This window comes from Streptacidiphilus melanogenes (assembly GCF_000787835.1).
Classification (GTDB): Bacteria; Actinomycetota; Actinomycetes; order Streptomycetales; family Streptomycetaceae; genus Streptacidiphilus; species Streptacidiphilus melanogenes.
Genome location: NZ_BBPP01000005.1, coordinates 261086 through 278624 on the forward strand (window position 1 = coordinate 261086; position 17539 = coordinate 278624).

The 17539-nt window shown below is 71.7% G+C and carries 17 protein-coding genes, 1 pseudogene and 1 riboswitch; of the genes and pseudogenes, 9 read left to right on the top strand and 9 right to left on the bottom strand.

Translation table 11 applies throughout. The annotated features are described in order from the left end of the window. Positions 1-21 precede the first annotated feature (21 nt). From crcB to TR49_RS08640, 4 genes are read right to left on the bottom strand one after another with little or no spacing between them, the layout of a single operon-like run. Positions 22-390: a fluoride efflux transporter CrcB gene (gene crcB, locus TR49_RS08625; protein ID WP_042378975.1), complete on the bottom strand. Its 369-nt coding sequence runs from the start codon at positions 388-390 to the stop codon at positions 22-24. After that, entirely contained in the window at positions 390-719 is a 330-nt protein-coding gene (locus TR49_RS08630) for a DUF190 domain-containing protein (protein ID WP_042378976.1), read from the bottom strand. The genes crcB and TR49_RS08630 overlap by 1 nt, the downstream gene beginning before the upstream one ends. Then, complete coding sequence (locus TR49_RS08635) at positions 719-1204, bottom strand: fluoride efflux transporter FluC (protein ID WP_063770046.1); 486 nt, start codon at positions 1202-1204, stop codon at positions 719-721. Before TR49_RS08635 ends, TR49_RS08630 begins: the two co-directional genes overlap by 1 nt. A 21-nt stretch (positions 1205-1225) precedes the next feature. Then, on the bottom strand, positions 1226-2905 hold the full coding sequence (locus tag TR49_RS08640) for an LCP family protein (RefSeq protein WP_236653266.1): 1680 nt from the start codon (positions 2903-2905) through the stop codon (positions 1226-1228). 366 nt (positions 2906-3271) lie between these two features. On the opposite strand from TR49_RS08640, the gene TR49_RS08645 reads away from it, so the two are divergent. Genes TR49_RS08645 through TR49_RS08655 form a run of 3 tightly spaced genes read left to right on the top strand, consistent with a single transcriptional unit; the run spans position 3272 to position 5699 of the window. Further along, positions 3272-4381: an ABC transporter ATP-binding protein gene (locus TR49_RS08645; RefSeq protein ID WP_042378978.1), complete on the top strand. Its 1110-nt coding sequence runs from the start codon at positions 3272-3274 to the stop codon at positions 4379-4381. Further along, positions 4378-5034, top strand: coding sequence for an ABC transporter permease (locus tag TR49_RS08650; protein ID WP_042378981.1), 657 nt, complete (start codon positions 4378-4380; stop codon positions 5032-5034). The genes TR49_RS08645 and TR49_RS08650 overlap by 4 nt, the downstream gene beginning before the upstream one ends. After that, positions 5031-5699 carry an ABC transporter permease gene (locus TR49_RS08655; protein WP_042378984.1) on the top strand — a complete coding sequence of 223 codons (669 nt, stop codon included), beginning with the start codon at positions 5031-5033 and terminating at the stop codon, positions 5697-5699. Before TR49_RS08650 ends, TR49_RS08655 begins: the two co-directional genes overlap by 4 nt. A 25-nt stretch (positions 5700-5724) precedes the next feature. On the opposite strand, the gene TR49_RS08660 is transcribed toward TR49_RS08655, so the two are convergent. The 4 genes and pseudogenes from TR49_RS08660 to TR49_RS08675 all read right to left on the bottom strand — a co-directional run bounded on the left by TR49_RS08660 (position 5725) and on the right by TR49_RS08675 (position 9635). After that, positions 5725-6255 carry a GTP-binding protein gene (locus tag TR49_RS08660; RefSeq protein WP_084724684.1) on the bottom strand — a complete coding sequence of 177 codons (531 nt, stop codon included), beginning with the start codon at positions 6253-6255 and terminating at the stop codon, positions 5725-5727. A 43-nt stretch (positions 6256-6298) separates the two neighbouring features. Continuing rightward, positions 6299-6715, bottom strand: a pseudogene (locus tag TR49_RS08665) (DUF742 domain-containing protein); the annotation flags it as partial. A 119-nt stretch (positions 6716-6834) separates the two neighbouring features. After that, complete coding sequence (locus tag TR49_RS08670; protein WP_042378987.1) at positions 6835-7275, bottom strand: roadblock/LC7 domain-containing protein; 441 nt, start codon at positions 7273-7275, stop codon at positions 6835-6837. Next, the gene (locus TR49_RS08675; RefSeq protein ID WP_042378989.1) at positions 7272-9635 is read right to left on the bottom strand and encodes a sensor histidine kinase; all 2364 of its coding nucleotides are present in this window, start codon (positions 9633-9635) and stop codon (positions 7272-7274) included. Before TR49_RS08675 ends, TR49_RS08670 begins: the two co-directional genes overlap by 4 nt. A gap of 368 nt (positions 9636-10003) precedes the next feature. Between TR49_RS08675 and TR49_RS08680 the strand changes: the two genes are divergently transcribed. After that, positions 10004-10957 (top strand): ABC transporter substrate-binding protein, encoded by a 954-nt coding sequence (locus TR49_RS08680; RefSeq protein WP_042378992.1) that lies wholly within the window; start codon positions 10004-10006, stop codon positions 10955-10957. Positions 10958-11032: 75 nt separating this feature from the next. On the opposite strand, the gene TR49_RS08685 is transcribed toward TR49_RS08680, so the two are convergent. Continuing rightward, a complete protein-coding gene (locus TR49_RS08685; protein ID WP_042378994.1) occupies positions 11033-11614 on the bottom strand; it encodes a MarR family winged helix-turn-helix transcriptional regulator in 582 nt (193 codons plus the stop codon). A 154-nt stretch (positions 11615-11768) separates the two neighbouring features. Between TR49_RS08685 and TR49_RS08690 the strand changes: the two genes are divergently transcribed. The 5 genes from TR49_RS08690 (at position 11769) to TR49_RS08710 (ending at position 17154) form a co-directional block, all read left to right on the top strand. Beyond that, positions 11769-13070, top strand: a complete 1302-nt coding sequence (locus tag TR49_RS08690; RefSeq protein WP_236653267.1) for an MFS transporter — start codon at positions 11769-11771, stop codon at positions 13068-13070. A 123-nt stretch (positions 13071-13193) separates the two neighbouring features. Further along, complete coding sequence (locus TR49_RS08695; RefSeq protein ID WP_042378997.1) at positions 13194-14492, top strand: hypothetical protein; 1299 nt, start codon at positions 13194-13196, stop codon at positions 14490-14492. Then, positions 14449-15465, top strand: coding sequence for an undecaprenyl-diphosphate phosphatase (locus tag TR49_RS08700; protein ID WP_236653268.1), 1017 nt, complete (start codon positions 14449-14451; stop codon positions 15463-15465). Before TR49_RS08695 ends, TR49_RS08700 begins: the two co-directional genes overlap by 44 nt. 69 nt (positions 15466-15534) lie before the next feature. Next, complete coding sequence (locus TR49_RS08705) at positions 15535-16137, top strand: thioredoxin family protein (protein WP_052434120.1); 603 nt, start codon at positions 15535-15537, stop codon at positions 16135-16137. Positions 16138-16231: 94 nt separating this feature from the next. Further along, positions 16232-16360, top strand: a riboswitch (cyclic di-AMP (ydaO/yuaA leader). Between the two features lie 11 nt (positions 16361-16371). Further along, positions 16372-17154 (top strand): murein hydrolase activator EnvC family protein, encoded by a 783-nt coding sequence (locus TR49_RS08710; protein WP_052434121.1) that lies wholly within the window; start codon positions 16372-16374, stop codon positions 17152-17154. Positions 17155-17539 lie beyond the last annotated feature (385 nt).

Below are 17539 nucleotides of genomic sequence, written 5' to 3' on the forward strand. Positions count from 1 at the left end.
TCAGGCAGCCGGCTCCGGCTCCTACAGGGCGGAGACCAGCGCCCAGCCCGCCGCCGCGGCGGCGAGGCCGGCCGCCAGGGAACCGAGCACGTTCAGCGCGGCGAAGCGCACCGCTCCGGAGTTGAGAAGCCGTACCGTCTCGTAGCCGAAGGTCGAGAACGTCGTCAGGCCGCCGCAGACACCCGTGCCGACGAACAGGGACACGTCGGTCGGCCAGCCCTGCCGGGCCACCCCTGCGGCGATCGTGCCCAGGACGAACGAGCCGACGACGTTGACCGTGAACGTGCCCCACGGGAAGAGGCTGTCGTGCCGCGACTGCACCGCGCGGTCGGTGAGATAGCGGAGCGGGGCGCCCAGCATGCCGCCCACGAAGACCAGCAGGACCGCCATCAGGCCACGACCTCCACCCGGTCCAGGGTGATCAGGCCGTTGCCGTCACCGAGCACCTCGCGCACCTCGGGGACGAACGCCCGGACGCGGGCCTCCTCGTCGACCACGACGACCGCGATCGGCAGGTCCTCGGCAAGGTCCAGCAGGCGTGTGGTGTGCACGCGGCCGTGGCGGCCGTAGCCCTCGATGCCGCGGAAGACGCCCGCCCCGGCGAGGCCGGCCGCGTGGGCGCGGTGGACGATCTCGGAGTAGACCGGACGGTGGTGCCACTTCCCGCTCTCACGCAGGTAGACGGTCATCCGCAACCGGAGATCGGATTCGGACGTCATCAGCGCTGCCCTTCCGCACTCGGCACGGGTTCGGGTTCCGCGACCACCGCACCGCGACGACGACCGCGCGGCAGCGCGCGGGCCAGGGCCACGCCGCCGAAGACGGCGAGGATTCCGAGCACGACGCTTGCCAGCAGGTACAGCCCGGCGGTGCCGAGGTGGCCGCCGTCGAGCAGCCCGCGGGACTCCACCATCGCCGTCGAGAAGGTCGTGAAACCGCCGCAGATGCCGACGCCGAGGAAGGGGCGGCGGTAGCGGGACGGCGGCCAGACCTCCAGGACCAGGTACATGAGGCCGCCCAGCACGGCGCAGCCGGTCACGTTGGTGATCAGCGTCGCCCAGGGGAAGCCGCCGGCGGGCGTGGTGATGCCGCGGGCCAGGCCGTAGCGGGCGATGCTGCCGATCCCCCCGCCGACGGCGATGACGGCGACGATGTCGAGGTCCCGCCGCGCGGTCTGCCAACCGCCCTGCCCGTCCCTGGTCACGTCACCAGCCTATCGGGCCCGTCAGGGCGCCGAGTTTGGGACCTTGGGGCTCAGAGCGTAGGCGCGGGTCGGGGTCATCCCGCCGTATCCCGGCAGGGAGACCGTGTCGAAGGTGCTGACCTGGGCGCAGCCGGACTCGTTTGCGGTCTGGGCGTGCGAGTCGGTCAGCGCCGCCTTGGTGTTGGCCGGGGCCGGCACCGCGGTGCCGCCGGGGAAGGTGGTGCCGGAGGCCCAGTCGGAGCCGATCAGCAGCACGATCGAGCTGCTGACGCTGCTCTGCTTGACCGCCGCGGACTTGAGGCCGAGGTCCTTCGCGACCGCCTGGGCCTCCGCGGCCTTCCCGGCGGGGTAGCTGAGGGTGGTGGTCGCCGCCGAGGAGCCGCTGAGCGCGACGGTGTTCTGGCTGAAGCCGTCACCGATCAGCTTCTGGCTGATCGCCCCGGCGCGGCCGGTGATGCCGGTGCCGTTCTCGACCTTCACCGCCACGTCGGCCTTGTTGACCGGGCTCGCGGTCGCGGAGGGGGACGCGGCGCCGCCCTTGCTCTTGCTCTTGATCTCGGTGAGCGACTGGTCGTTGGCTATCGAGTCGAAGAGCGACTGGGCGCCGGGGCCGGTGACCAGGCGGGCGTTGTTGGCCGGGTCGGGCAGCGTCTGCATGGTCAGGAAGGTGATGTTGTTCATCGAGATGCCGCTCAGCTCCTCGCCGAGCCCGGCGAGCTTGAAGACGCTGTTCAGGCCGGTGTCGACGGTCAGCGCCTGGGTGGCGGCCTGGGCCAGGCTGTACATCGCGGGGATGTCGGTGAGCGTCCCGGCGCTCTTCATCTTCTTCACCATGTCCGAGATGAACAGGTGCTGCGCGAAGGTGCGGCCGAGGTCGCCGCCGTCGCCGAAGCCGTGCCGGGTGCGGACGAACTCCAGGGCCGAGGTGCCCTTGAGGGTGTGGGTGCCGGCCGACAGCTTCAGGTGCGAGTACGGGTCGTAGACGTTCTTGTCGACGCAGACGTTGACGCCGCCCACCGCGTCCGACATGGCGACCACGCCGCCGAAGTCGACCGTCATGAAGTGGTCGATGTGGATGCCGGTCAGCTGCTGGACCGCCGCGACGCTGCAGCCGGGGCCCCAGTTGAGCGCGGCGTTGATCATGTCGGTGTGCGGTGCCTGGCTGGGGTAGCCCTTGGCGGCGTCGCACTGCGGGATGGTGGTCTCCAGGTCGCGCGGGATGCTCATCACCGTCGCGTTGGAGCGGTCGGCGGAGACGTGCAGCACCATCTCGACGTCGGCGCGGGCGCCGGGGCTGCCGCAGTCGCCGCCGAGGTTGCAGTCCGCCGCGGTGTCGCGCGCGTCGGAGCCGATCAGAAGGATGTTGATCGGGCTGCGGCCGAAGGCGTCGACCTTCTCCTTGCTGTTGCAGGTGGAGCCCGAGCAGAGGTCGGAGGATGTGATGTTGCCGTCCAGCGAGTGCACGACGTAGTAGGTGCCGGCGGCGCCGATCACCGCCAGGGACAGGACGATGGCACCGGCGATCTTGAGGCCCTTGTGCTTGGTCCGGCCGGTTTTCTTGCGGCCGCGCCGTGCCGCCGCCCGCCCGCCGACGGCCGTGGAGCCGTGTGAGCCCGCCGCGCCGTCCTGGGACCCGGCACCGTCGGCTATGGAGGTGCCTGCCCGGCGTCGGCCCTGGCCTGCGGCGCGGTTTGCGGTCACGGTCACATCCTCTGCGGCGAGCTTCGGTTCACCCTGAAGGGGCGGGCACTGTAGCAATCCCCGCTGGGCGATCCCTGGGAGGCTGGTTCGACTCCCGTTTCGATGGGTATAGGGGGCGACTCTGCCACAGCTCTGATCACAAATGGAACGGCGGGGGTCACATCCATACCTGATCACTGTGTGGCACCGGCCTCATACCGCCTCTGGCCTGTGTGAACACGTGCCGCACGTGTACGTAGAGGTCCTGTGCACTTCCTCTGAGTGCATTGACGCCCCTGCTGAGACCCCACGAAGATGGGTGGTCGTTGTCACAAACCAGGTCACCTGGTCGTCGGACCGGCCGAGGCCCGAAGGGCGCTGCACACCGTGATAGTGATCGACGCCGTGACCAAGCGGTATCCCGACGGGACCACCGCAGTCGACCGGCTCACACTGGAGATCCCCGACGGCTCGATCACGGTGCTGGTGGGCCCCTCCGGCTGTGGCAAGACCACCACCCTGCGCATGATCAACCGCATGGTCGAGCCCACCGAGGGCCGGATCCTGCTGAACGGCCAGGACGTCCGCGAGGCCCCGGTCAACGCGCTGCGCCGCTCCATGGGGTACGTCATCCAGCACGCCGGGCTCTTCCCGCACCGGACCGTGATGGACAACATCGCCACCGTCCCGCGGCTGCTCGGCTGGGACAAGCACCGGGCGCGCGAGCGCGCCAGGGAGCTGATGGAGCGTGTCGGCCTGGACGCCTCCTTCGCCAAGCGCTACCCGTACCAGCTCTCCGGCGGGCAGCAGCAGCGTGTCGGCGTCGCCCGCGCCCTGGCCGCGGACCCGCCGGTGCTGCTGATGGACGAGCCCTTCTCCGCCGTCGACCCGATCGTGCGCAAGGGCCTCCAGGACGAGCTGCTGCGCATCCAGGCCGATCTGGGCAAGACCGTGGTGTTCGTCACCCACGACATCGACGAGGCCATCAAGCTCGGCGACATGGTCGCCGTGCTGCGCGAGGGCGGCCGCCTCGCCCAGTACGCGCCGCCCGCCCGGTTGCTCTCCGCGCCCGCCGACGAGTTCGTCGAGGACTTCCTCGGCGTCGACCGGGGCATCCGCCACCTCTCCTTCTTCGGCACGGAGGAGCTGGAGCTGACCGCCGAACCGATCGTCACCGAGGACGCCACCGCCGAACAGGTCCGCGCCGCCACCCTCGCGGAGCTCCCCTATGTCCTGGTCACCGACGCCGAGGGCCGCCCGCGCGGCTGGTCCGACGCCCTGGACCGTGCCACCGGCACGGAGGGCGAACTGCTGCCCTACGGCCGCGCGTTCACCGTCGGCCGCGACTCGCTCCGGGCGGCGCTCGACTCCGCGGTGCTCTCGCCGACGGGCTGGGCGGTCGCCGTCGACGAGCAGGGCCGCGCCGTCGGGGTCGCCGCCCAGGAGGCCATCGCCGCCGCGATACGCAGCGCCCACACGGCGGGCGTGCTGCGGTGAGCGGTGGCGGGTTCTTCGAGGTTCCGAGCGATCTGCAGAACACCTGGTGGGGCCTGGTCGGCTGGCAGCTGCAGCTGACCCTCGTGCCAGTCCTGTGCGGGCTGGTGATCGCCCTGCCGATCGCCCTGCTCTGCCGCCGCTTCGGCTGGATCTACCCGCCGGTGCTGGGCGTCGCGACCGTCTTCTACGCGATCCCCTCGCTGGCCTTCTTCGTCTTCCTGATCGACTGGTTCAGCGAGAGCGACCTCACCGTCGAGATCCCGCTGACCGTCTACACCCTGGTCGTGCTGGTGCCGGCCATCGTCGACGGCATGCGCTCGGTCTCCGCGGACACCCGAGCGGCGGCGGAGGCCATGGGCTTCGGCACGCTGCGCCGCTACTTCCAGGTGGAGCTGCCGATCGCGGTCCCCGCCGTCTTCGCGGGCCTGCGCGTCGCCACCGTCTCCAGCGTCAGCCTGGTCAGCGTCGGCATGCTGATCGGCAACGAGGGCGCGCTCGGCAACCTGCTCTCCGACGCCCTCAACTACCACCGCCCGCAGCTCGCCTGGGACGCGGTGATCTCCATCGCCGTCATCGGGGTGCTGCTGGACGCCCTGCTCGTGCTGGCTCGCCGGCTGCTGACGCCCTGGGCGAGGAAGGCCACGGCCAAGTGAACATCTTCGGCTACGCCCAGCAGTTCTTCGACGCCCCCGGCCAGTGGTCCGGCGCGGACGGCATCCCCACGCGCCTGCTGGAACACGTCCAGTACAGCGCCCTCGCGCTGCTGATCGCCCTGGTGATCGCGCTGCCCGTCGGCCTGGTCACCGGTCACACCGGCCGCAGCGGCAACGCGCTGGCCGTGCTGGCGACGGCCGCCCGCGCGCTGCCGTCCTTCGGCCTGCTGGTCCTGCTCACCATCCTGATGGGCCTGGGCCTGACCCCCGTGATGGTCCCGCTCGTCGCCCTCGCGGTCCCGCCGATCCTGGTCACCACCTACGAGGCGATGCGCGGCGTCGACCCGTCACTGGTCGACGCGGCACGCGGCATCGGCCTGCCGTGGTGGCGCGTCCTCGGGCAGGTCGAGCTGCCGGTGGCGCTGCCGCTGATCCTGAGCGGGATCCGCTCGGGCGCCATCCAGATCGTCTCCACCGCGACGATCGCCGCCTACGTCTCCTTCGGCGGCCTCGGCCGCTACATCGTCGACGGACTCAGTCAGGTGAACTACGCGAAGGTCGTCGGCGGCGCGGTCCTGGTCGCGGCGCTGGCGCTGGCCACGCTCGGGTTCTTCTGGCTGCTGGGCAGGGTCCTGGTGTCGCCCGGGGTGCGCCGCAGCCGGTAGCCCGTGGACCCCCGGCGCCCCGCGGCTACTCCTCCTCGGCGCGCTGGAGAGCCAGTTCGAGCACCACCAGCAGCGCGTCCCGGACGCTGCCGCGCTCCCGTGCGTCGAAGAGCACCAGCGGGACGGAGTCGGGGATGTCGAGGGCCCAGCGGACCTCGTCGAGGTCGTGGTCGAGGTTGCCGTCGAAGACGTTGATGCCGACGGCGAAGGGCAGTCCCTTGTTCTCGAAGTAGTCGACCGCCGCGAAGCAGTCGTCCAGCCGCCGGGTGTCCACGATCACCAGACCGCCGAGCGCCCCGGCGACCAGGTCGTCCCACATGAACCCGAAGCGGTCCTGGCCGGGCGTGCCGAACAGGTACAGCTTCAGGGTCGGGTCCAGCGTGATCACGCCGAAGTCCATCGCCACCGTGGTGGTGGTCTTGTGCGGAGTGTGCGTCAGGTCGTCGACGCCCGCCGCGACCTCCGTGATGGAGGCCTCTGTGGTCAGCGGGTCGATCTCGGAGATGGAGGCGACGGTCGTGGTCTTGCCCACGCCGAAGCCGCCCGCGATGACCATCTTGACCGGCAGCGGCGGGCGGCCCGCACCGGACGCGGAGGGGTTAGGCAGGGCGGTTGTTGTCACGCGTGAGACCTCGCGAGTCGGGGACGGCGCGGAGCCCGTCGATCACCCGTCGCAGGACGGAGAGGTCGTGGGCGGCGTCGGCCTGGGGAGCGTGGACGGTCAGGTGTCCGGCGGAGCGCAGGTCGCCGGCGAGGACCCGCACCACGTTCAGGTGCAGGTGCAGCCGGGCCGCGAGCTCCGCGAGCGACAGCGGTTCGCGGCAGGCCGCGACGATGTCGTGCTGTTCGAAGGTGAGGGCCGGCAGGGCGTTGAGTCCCGCCGTCGTGGTGATGACCTGGGTCTCCAGCGGGAGCCTGTCCGCGTCGGTCACCCGTCCCGCGGTGACCAGGAACGGCCGGACGGAGAGGCTGCGCCGGACCGGCTCGCCCGCGGGCCCCGGTGCGGGGCCGGACGCGGAGGCGGACCGGGAGGAGGGCCCCGGTGCGGGGGTGTCCTCCTCCGGCGGGTCGACGTAGGGCCGGAGCGCGCGGACGACCGCCTTGCCGCGTCTTCCGGAGGCGTCGTCGGAGCCGCTCACGCGCCGACGCCGTTCTTCAGCTCCATGATCAGCTGCGGGCTCAGCGCGGCGCCCGCGCGGTTGGCGAAGAGCGTCATCTCGTAGGCGATGTTGCCCAGCTTGGCCTCCTTGGAGGCCACCACGCCGAGCACGCAGCCGTTGCCGATCGAGGAGACCAGCAGGTGGCCGCCCTCCAGGTCGATGATGACCTTGTTGAGCCCGCCCAGGCCGTAGTTGCCGGAGGCGCCCGCCGCCAGGCTGGTGATGCCGGAGACGATCGCCGCCAGCCGCTCGGAGTCGGCGTGGTCGCGCAGCCGGGAGACGGCGATGAGCAGGCCGTCGGAGGAGACGGCGATGGCGTCGACGACGCCGGCGGTCTCCCCGGCGAAGCGGCCCAGCAGCCAGGTGAAGTCCGCCGCTGCGCCTTGCAGGTCCTGCACGGTGGGATCGGTCGTCACTGTCCCACTCCTTCCGCTCGCTCGGGGGTGCTGGTCGTGCCGGTGGTGCTGGTCGTACGGGTGGAACCGGGACTGCTGTCGCGCTCCGCGCGACTGACCGCTGCTTCGAACTCCTCCAGGGCGGAGCGCACCTCGTCGGGATCGGCGGGGCGCGCCGCGAAGTGCGCGGCGCCGCCGTGGTTCTCGCGCAGGGTCGCGCCGCGGACCCGTCGGCGCAGTCCTCCCGGCGGCGGGGTGTCGTCGCTGCCGCCGTCCGGGGCGGGAGCCGTGGTGGGGGCGGTGACGGTGGCGGCCGTGAGGGCCGGGGTCCGCTCCGGGGCGGGAAACGCCGCTTCCATGCGTGCGGCGACGGTCGGCGCGGGCGCGGCGACCGTCGACCAGGTGAGGCCCGCCAGCGTCGCGCTCGGGGTGACCAGGTCGGCGGGCAGGGCTACGTCACAGGTCACACCGCCGCCGGGGGTGCGCGACAGGGCGACCTGGAGGTCCCAGCGACGGGCGAGCACGCCGACCACGAAGAGGCCGAGCACCCTGGTCGGCGCCAGGTCCAGGCGCTCGCGGCGCACCAGGCGCGCGTTCTCCTCGACGAGCCGTTCCGCGCTCATGCCCAGACCGTGGTCGACGATCTCCAGCACCGCCTGCCCGTGGCGCTCCCGCAGCGTCACGGCGACCTCGCTGTGCGCGGGGGAGAAGGAGACCGCGTTCTCCAGCAGCTCGGCCAGCACCAGGACGAGGTCGTTGACGAGGTCCGGTGCCACGGTCGCGTCGACCTCGGCGACCAGCCTGACCCGCTCGAAGCCCTCGATCTGGCCCAGCGCGGCACGGACGACGTGGCTCAACTCGGCGGGCCGCCCGTCCAGTTCGGTTTCCCGCAGACCGGCCAGCAGCATCAGCGAGTCGGCGTTGCGCTGCAGGCGCACCGCGATGTGGTCGATCCGGTAGAGCTGCTCGAGCAGCTCGGGGTCGGTCTCGCCGCGTTCGACCGCGTCGACCAGCGCGAGTTGACGGCCGGTCAGGTTGGCGACGCGGCGGCCGATGTTCCCGAACATCTCCGCGATGTTGCGGCGGCTCTGCGCCTGCCGCTCCAGCAGCGCGCCCGCGGTGGTCTGCACCTGGTTGAACGCCCTGGCCAGCTCGCCGATCTCGTCGGCCGCGAGGATCGGCAGGTCCTCCAGCTGCGGCGGGCCGTCGGCGGCGGGGGTGTCCTCGTCCGCCACGCGCGCCAACTCCTGGGCGGAGAGCTCGGAGACGCGGCGCGCGGCCTCGGTCACCTGCTGCAGCGGGCCGACGATGGAGCGGCGGATCAGGGTCAGCAGCAGCACCCAGCCGAGGAAGAGGACGACGGCGAGGGCGAGCAGGAGGCTCGCCCGCCACCAGGACCGCGTCGAGTCGCTGCGGGCCTCGGCCGCGATCTGCGGGATCAGCCTGCTGATGACGCCCGCACGCTGCTCGGACTCGCGGACCGCCGCCGGCTCCAGCGCCTGGGCCGCCTTGCTCGCCGTACGGAGCTGGGCAGGGGTCGGGTGGGCGACGCTCGAGATGTTCTGCGCCAGATCGCCGAGGGCCGACTCGAGCCGCAACTCGTCCGGGCCGAAGTCGACGTCGTAGAGCGCGCTCGACCGGTCCGCGGGCGCGACCACGGCGAAGCGGGCCTGCTGGGCCTTGTAGAGCTGAAAGCTGCTCTCCGCGACACCGAACTGCACGGTGGCGTCGGAGTCCCCGGTGAGCGCCGAGACGACGGACGTCTCGAACTGGGCGTGGGCCGAGTCGGCCCGGAGCAGCACGTCGAGCTGGTCGGCGAGGCGGGCGGTGCTCTGGCTGTGCTGCTGGGCGGTGAGGCCGAGGCCGTCGATCAGGTCCTCGGAGACGTCGCCGTAGGAGGCGTCGATGTTCTCGGTCGGGAGGAGGCCGGAGGCCACCGCCTCGCGCGCGAGGCCGAGGCCGTACGGCCCCAGTCTCTGCAGCGCGGTGTCCAGCTCCGCCGGCATCGCGCCGCCGAAGGCCCGTCGGACCGCGGCCGCCTGGGCGTCGGTGGCATGCTGAGCGGCCAGGTAGGCGGCGTGCTCGGCCGGGTTCTTGGCGACTCCGGCCGGGGCGCTCCAGTAGCTCTCGTAGTAGAGGATCGCCTGCGCCTGCTCGTGCTGGATGTCGTCGACGAGCCCGGCGACGGTGGCGCTGTTGCCGAGCAGGTCGGCCTCGGCGGCCGCGGACTGGGCCTGGCTGACCTGGCCCGCCATCGACGCCGTACCGAGCAGGGTGATCACGACGAGCGGGGCGGCGATCAGCGTGTTGAGCTTGCGCCGGAACGGCAGCCGGGTGAGACGCCGTCCGAGCCGGTCGGCCAAGGTGTCCAGGGAGGACAAGAGGAGCTCCTAATGTCCCTGCGATTCCTTCGTGTTGACGGTGTATCCGGCGGCGGGTCGAACCTGAGCCCGCCCCCCGAACCCGTGACCGCGGCGAGACTACCGGTTGGGCGGTCCGTTTGTCAGAGGCGACTGTGAATATTGCGCGACAACGGGGCCGCCGGACTTCCGGTCTCCGCGTGCGGCGGTACACCATCGTTCGGTCCGACGTGGTCGATCGTGACCAAATATCCGTTGACTTGCCTGCGTTGCAGCGGATTTGATCATCTGTGGCCTTGTCCGAACGGGGCCCGAACGACGACCGAGAACGACGCCCGAACGAGCCCACGACCGAGCACAGCGACCACAGCAGAAGCCGGATTGGAACCGTGACCTTCTTCCTCGCCTCCCGCTCCACCCGTACCCGTACGGCCGCTGTCGTGGTGGCGGCCGCAGCCGCCGTCGCCCTCTCCGCCTGCGGCTCGTCCAGCTCCACCGCCGCAAACCCGCTGGCGCCCTCGGCGAGCGCGGGCGGAGGCGTCATCACCGTCGGCAGCAACAACTTCTCCGAGAGCACGATCCTGGCCGACATATACGGCCACGCCCTCGCGGCCAAGGGCTTCACGGTGAAGTACCACCCGAACATCGGCAGCCGTGAGATCTCCTACGGGCTGATGAAGAACGGCGCGGTCACGCTGATGCCCGAGTACAACGGCGCACTGCTCGCCTACCTCGACCCGAAGGCCGTGGGCACCAGCACCGCCGACACCGACGCCAAGACGGCCGCCAAGCTGAGCCCGACGCTGCAGTTGCTCAACCCCTCCGCCGCCGAGGACAAGGACTCGCTGACGGTCGACGCCGCCACGGCCAAGCAACTGAACCTGACCTCGGCGTCCACCATCAGCTCGCTGAGCAAGGACGCGAGCTCGCTCGTCATCGGCGCCTCGCCGGAGTTCCAGACCCGCGAGCAGGGCCTGGTCGGCCTGAAGGACACCTACGGTCTGACCTTCAAGAGCTACAAGGCGCTGGACGCCGGTGGCACGCTGACCGAGACGGCACTGAAGGACGGCAACGTCCAGATCGCCGACATCTTCACCACCGACTCCATGATCCAGAAGAACGGCTGGGTGACCCTGGTCGACGACAAGGGTCTGTTCGGCTTCCAGAACGTGGTGCCGCTGGCGAACAAGTCGCTGCCGGCCGGAGCCGTCACCGTCCTCAACGACGTCTCCTCCAAGCTCACCACCGACGGCCTGATGCAGCTGGATGCCCAGGTGGGCGCCCAGGGCGCGGACCCGGGTGCGGTCGCGGACACCTGGCTCAAGGCCAACGGGCTCTCCTGACGTCCGAACAGTGAGAGGGGCGCGGCACCGTTTCGGCGGTGCCGCGCCCCTCTCACTGTTCGGCCTGCTCGGCTGTCAGTGCCCGTCACCGTCGCCGGTCGGGTCCTCGTTGCGCCCGTGGGCGTCGGGCTGGCTGTCCTCGACGCGGCGCAGCATCCGGTCCAGCGCGCCGGCGAGCTCCGAGCGCTCCTCCGGCCCGGCGTCCTGCAGCAGGCTCTCCTCGAACACGGCCGCCATGCGCATCGACTCCAGCCACTTCTCGCGACCGAGCTCGGTCAGCTCGATGTTGACGCGCACGCGGTTGCTCTCGTCCCGGCTGCGGGTGACCAGCCCCGCGGTGGCCATCCGGTCGACCCGGTGCGTCATCGCCGCAGGGGTCAGCCCGATGCGCTTGGCCAGCTCGCCCGGCCCGAGCCGGTAGGGGGCTCCGGCGACGATCAGCGCCTTGAGGACCTCCCAGTCCGCGGAGGAGATGCCGAGGTCGTTGAGGTGCCGTCCGTAGGAGACGGTCATGCGCCGGACCAAGCGGCTGAGGGTCGAGACGATCGTCTCGACCTGCGGATCCACATTGGGGAACTCGCGCTGGTAGACCGCGACCTGCTCGCTGATCGCGAGCTCGTGCGGCTCCTGGCCGGGCTCCTGCGACGACTCTGTCATGGCAGCCAGTGTCTCATGCTCAAGCCTTGCGGGATTAAAAGTTGCCATCTGAAGACTTTAGTAGTGTAGTCTTTCGTTCGATACGAAGACGGGGTCGTAAGAAGACGGCTCAAGAGACGGCTTGAGAGACGGTTCGAGAAGGGCGGTGTGCGAGATGGCGATCACGAAGGAGAAGACGATGCGGGGGGCGCTGCGCCGCGTCCAGGTGGGGAATGCCCTGAGTGCCTTCGGCAGTGGGTTCACCCTCCCCTACATGTTCGTTTACGTGGAGAAGGTGCGCGGTCTGGGTTCCATGACCGCCTGGCTGGTCTTCACCCTGTTCGCCGCCGCCGCGCTGGTGGTGCTGCCGCTGGGCGGCCGTGGCATCGACCGCTTCGGTCCGCGCCCGGTGCTGGTCGCCGGCGCGGTGCTGACCGCACTCGGTGCGCTCAGCTTCGGGCTGGCCACCACGCAGTGGACAATCCTGGTGGCGGCCTTCCTGTTCGGCGCAGGCGTCACCACCTGCCAGCCCGCCCTGGCCACCATGGTCGTCCGCAGCTCCACCCGGTCCACCCGGGCACACGCCTTCGCGCTCCAGTTCACCCTGGTCAACCTGGGCATGGGCATCGGCGCGATGCTCGGCGGCCAGATCGTCGACGTCTCCCGGCCGGGCAGCCTGACGCTGCTCTTCTCGATCGAGGCGCTGATGTTCCTGGTCCTCGCCGCCGTGACCGGCACCATCCGGCTCCCCGCCGCGATGACCGCCGAGGATGCCCCTGCCCGCAAGGCCGGCGGCTCGGACTTCCGGACGCTGCTGGGCGACCGGGCGATGGTCAAGCTCTCCGTTCTCGCCGGGCTGATCTTCTTCGCCTGCTACGGCCAGTTCGAGAGCGGCGTGGCCGCGTACGCGACCAGCACGGTCGGCATCTCGCCGTCCGCGCTCGGCATCGGCCTCGGCGTGAACACCTTCGCGATCGTGCTGCTGCAGATGTTCGTCGTCCGGATCACCGCGCGCCGTCGCCGCACCACCGCGATCGCGGCGACCGGCATCGTCTGGCTGGCCGCGTGGATCTTCGCGGGTGTCGCGGGCCTCTTCCACGGTGGCTCGCTCGCCGCGATCGGCTCGATGATGATGACCTACGCCCTCTTCGGCGTCGGCGAGGCGCTGCTCGCGCCGACCCTCGGCCCGATCGTCGCCGACCTCGCCCCGGCGCGCCTGCTCGGCACCTACAACGCGGCGTTCGCACTGGTCAAGCAGGTGGCGATCGCGCTCGGTCCCGCGCTGGGCGTGCTCCTGGTCGGCGCCGGACTGTCGACGCTGTACCTCGCTGCGCTCGCCGTGTTCTGCGTTGCCATCACCGTCGTGGCCTGGCGGCTGCGCCGGGTGCTGCCCGCCGTCGCGGACAACGCCGCCCCGGTGCGCAGCACGGTCGTCACCGGCTCCCCGCAGCCCGCGGAGCTCGCCACGGCGGCATGACGGCGTGATGACGTGGTTCAGGCCCCCCGGCCGTCGGCCGGGGGGCCTTTTCGTTGCACCTGAACGGGCGAAGCCGTCGAGTTCCGACGTGCCGGGGCGCGGGTCGGGTGCGAGCCTCGGGAGGTGATCCGGGAGCTGAGGACGAACGCCGGCGCGCTGCCCGCGCTGCTGCTCCTCCTGTTCGTCCTGCTCCAGCTCTTCGCGCTCCCCACGAGCAGCTTCAGCAACGACAGCTACCGCTACGACCTGCTCGCCCGTGAGTACGCGGGCCAGTCCGCGGTCGTCGCGCAACGTGCGGCCAACGCCGACTACTGCGCCGAGTCGGCCAAGGTCGACCTCCGAAGAAGCCTGCTCCTGCCGGTCGCCACCTCCTTCCCCGAACCCGACGCCGCGGCCCTCCAGGCGGGCGTCGCCGCGTGCCGGGCGCGCCTCGGCGCGACGGTGCTCCCACCGAACGACCCGCGGTACCTGCGGATCTTCGCCACCCGGCCCGGCTACCCGCTGCTCGCGGCGCCGGCCGTCATGCTGCTCGGCGGACCGACCGCGCTGCGTGTCACCTCCGTGCTGCTGACCGGCGTCGCCGGAACGCTGGTCTTCGCGACGCTCCGCGTCGTCCTCCCGCTCGCGCGCAGGCGCGTCGCGGCGATCGGGCAGCTGCTCTGCTGCCTCTGTCCCACCGGCACCTACGGGGTGCGGCCGCTCTCGGAGGGGGCCGCACTGCTCTGCCTGACGGCGGGTCTGCTCGCAGTGGCGCTCTGCTGCGACGGACGGCGACCGCGCCTGTGGGCCGGAGGAGCGCTGCTCGTCGCCGCCTACCTCGCGCTCGGCCTCGTCCGGTACGCCGAGCTGGCGCCGCTCGCGCTCGTCACCGCGCTCGGTTCGGCCGTCCTTGCCGCGCTGCGCCGCGGCAGGAGCCGGGCCGGGCGAGGGAGCGGCGCGCAGGTCGGAGGCACGGTGGTCGTCGGCGCCGCCTCACTGGCCGCGCTCGCGGGGCTCGTCGTCGCGGACGCGGTCCTGCACCTGCCCTCACTTGAGCTGAGCCTCGACGACCTGTTCTCGGCGCACTTCACCCAGCCGCTCGCGTCCGACCCGCACGCCCGGCTCGTCGTGCTGAACCTGCGGATGTGGTGGCAGTGGGCGCAGAGCACCGCGACGGCGCCGGTGCTGCCCGTCGCGCTCGGGCTCGCGGCGCTCGGGCTGCGGCGCGCGCCGACGCCGGTCGCCGCCTACGCTGTCGGCTGCGCGGTCACCGGGATCGCGTCGGTCGTGGCGCATCCGCTGGCGTACGAGGCGGACCGGTTGATGTCGCCGATCTGGCTGTCGGTGATCGTCGGACTCCCGCTCTGGCTCGCCTCGGTGAACATCACTCGACGGGTGGATGAACACCCGCCATCCGGGCGCCTGGCGTCTACACGCTTGTAGTAATTTCGGGCTGCTCGACGTCCCGTCCCTCCAGCAGCCCAAGGTCGCCATACCGATGTCCGTGCTCACCTATCCCGAAGCGATCGGCGTCGGCCTGCTGCAGGGCGTCACCGAGCTGTTCCCGGTCTCCAGCCTCGGCCACAGCATCCTGATACCCGCGCTGCTCGGCAAGCCGTACTCGGACGACCTGAACGTCGCCGGCGACCAGTCGCCGTACCTCAGCGTTCTGGTCGGGCTGCACCTCGCCACCGCGGTGGCGCTGGTCGTCTACTTCCGCAAGGACTGGGCGCGGGTGCTGCAGGGCCTCTTCAGCTCGATCAAGGAGCGGCGGATCGAGACGGTCAACCAGCGGCTGGCCTGGCTGCTGATCGTCGCCACCATCCCGGTCGGCGTCGCCGGTATCGCACTGGACAAGGTCTTCCGCGAGAACCTGGGCAAGCCGATCCCGGCCGCCTTCTTCCTGATGCTGAACGGCTTCGTGCTCTTCTTCGCTGAGCGGCTCAAGCGCGGCGGCACCGGCCGACGCCGGGCCGGCGACCTGTCGAGCCCGGGCGACGAGCAGCTGCACCCCGACGTCATCTCGGACCGGCGCATCGTCAAGCTCGGCTGGGCCAGCGCTCTTTGGGTCGGCGCCGCGCAGATCCTGGCGCTGCTGCCCGGCATCAGCCGCTCCGGTGTGACCATGAGCGCCGGTATCTTCAAGGGCCTGCGCCACGAGGACTCCGCCCGGTTCGCCTTCCTGCTGGCCACCCCGGCGATCGGCGGCGCGGCCCTGCTGAAGCTCCCCTCGCTCGCGGGCTCGCAGGGGGCGGGCATCCACGGCCAGCTCCTGGTCGGCAGCATCTGCGCGTTCGTGGCCGGCTACGTGGCGGTGCGCTTCCTCGACAAGTACTTCGAGACCAAGACGCTCACCCCGTTCGCCATCTACTGCTTCCTCGCCGGCGCCGGCAGCCTCGTCTACCTCTCGCTGTAGGGTCGGGGGCCGACCGGTGACGGCGCGTCGAGCCCGTTCGGCGGGTGGCCGGGTGTTGCACTGGACCCTGTGCGACCACTTCGTGCCCCGACCGCCCCGCCGCCGCACGCCGCCCCCCGCGCGCCGCTCCCCGCGCTGCTTCTCGCACTCCTCCTCGGACCGCTCCTCGGGCTGACGGGCTGCGTGCAGGTGAACGGGCGCGGTGCCACGCTCGCGCCGCACTACGCGAAACCCTTCGTCAGCGTCTCCCCGGTCGTGCCCGCGCCGGTGCCGACGGGCTACGACCCCCGGGCGGACGCCTCCGCCGCCGTCGCGGCGGCGCTGGCCCAGTCGCGCCTGGACGGACGGCCGGTGCTGGTGGAGTTCGGGGCCGACTGGTGCGTCGACTGCCAGGCGCTCGCCCGCCGCGTCACCGACCCGGCCGTGAGGCTCGTGCTCCAGCGCGACTACCGCCTGGTCCTCGTCGACATCGGCCACTACGACCGCAACGGCGCGCTCGCCGCGCGCTGGATCGACCTCAAGCGCAGCGGCATCCCCGCGCTGGTGGTGCTCAACCCGGACGGCACCGTCCGGGCCACCACCCAGGACGGGAGCTTCGCGAACGCGCGCACCCTCTCCTCCGACGCCGTCGCGGGCAGGCTCGTCGCATGGCTCTACCCCGCCGCCCGATGACGGCCGACGGGCGCTGTGGCCCCAACTGCCCCCCGGGAAACACTTGGATTCAGGCCGCTTTAGTATTAACTTTCCATAACAGTACGCGCGGACGTCGTGTGTATCGCCTAATCCGTATGGAACCGGGGACCCAACGCACCTGGGGTGTATCGGCCTTGAGGCCGTAGGAGACCTCCCTCTCCGAACCCGTCAGCTAACCCGGTCGGCGTAGGGACGGAAAGGAGCACGCCAGTCATGGCGGCATACCCGGCCGAGGTCCAGCACCCGGCGCCGACCGACCAGCCCGTCCTCGCCATGCCGCGGCAGCGCGGCGCCGCGTTGGGCCTGGCGGCCATGGCGGTCGGGGCCAGCAGCGTCATCGGCCTCGCCGGCCCCGCGATGGCGGCGGAGCACGCCGAGCGCGGCGAGCACAGCGGCGCGACGGGCTCGCTCTTCGTCGACGAGCACGCAGGCGCGGCGTCCACCGCCCACGCCTCCGACGCCGGCACCGCGCTCCTCGACCGCATCCGTACCCAGGGCGGGCCGGACCACACCTCCGCCGCGCCGACGGTGGCGCAGTCCGTCCGCCTCGAGGCCGCGGCCGCGGCCTCCGCGAAGGCCGCGGCGGCCGAGCGGGTGCGGGCCGTCGGCCCGCTCGTCCCCCCGATCGCCTGCGCCTCGACCGGCCTCGGCCGCGATGCGTCCTACTGGTCCCACCTCCACCCGGGCCAGGACTTCCCGGCCCCCGCGGGCACCCCCGTCCGTGCGGTGGGCGCCGGGACCATCACCTCCGCCGGCTGGGCCGGCAGTTACGGCTACCGCGTCATCCAGACGCTGCCCGACGGCACGGAGATCTGGTACTGCCACCTCTCCGCGATCGCCGCCGCCACGGGCTCCGTCCCCGCCGGCCACCCCATCGGCCGCGTCGGCTCCTCCCGGGGCTTCACCACCCCCCACGTCTACATCGAGGTCCGCCCCGACGGCGCGGACCCGGTCGCCCCCGCGGCGTGGTTCGCCGCGCACGGCCTGAGCGTCTGAGTCGCAGGGTCGTTGCACTGTCCAGAGGCGCGGGACTCTGCTGACATTCGGCTCCGCCGCGCGGGCGCGAGAAACCACCGGCGTGCGGATGGCCCTGCGCAGTGAGGACCTTCTGCTCATCGGTGGCCTGTCGCGCCCGCGCGGCGGAGCCGCATATCAGCGGAGCCTCGCGCCCCTGGTCTGCAACTTCTGGGGGAGCGAAAGGCTTTGCCTACTTCCGGTCGGCGACGGCCCAGGAGGCCAGGGCCATGGTGCCCGCCACCGTGAGGACCGACGGCCATGCGCCCAGCTTCTTCGCCAGCGGGTGGGAGCCCGCGAACGCCGCGACGTAGAGGCCGCCCAGCGCCGCGGCCGCCTTCGGGCCGGCCGCGCGGCGCCACTGCCA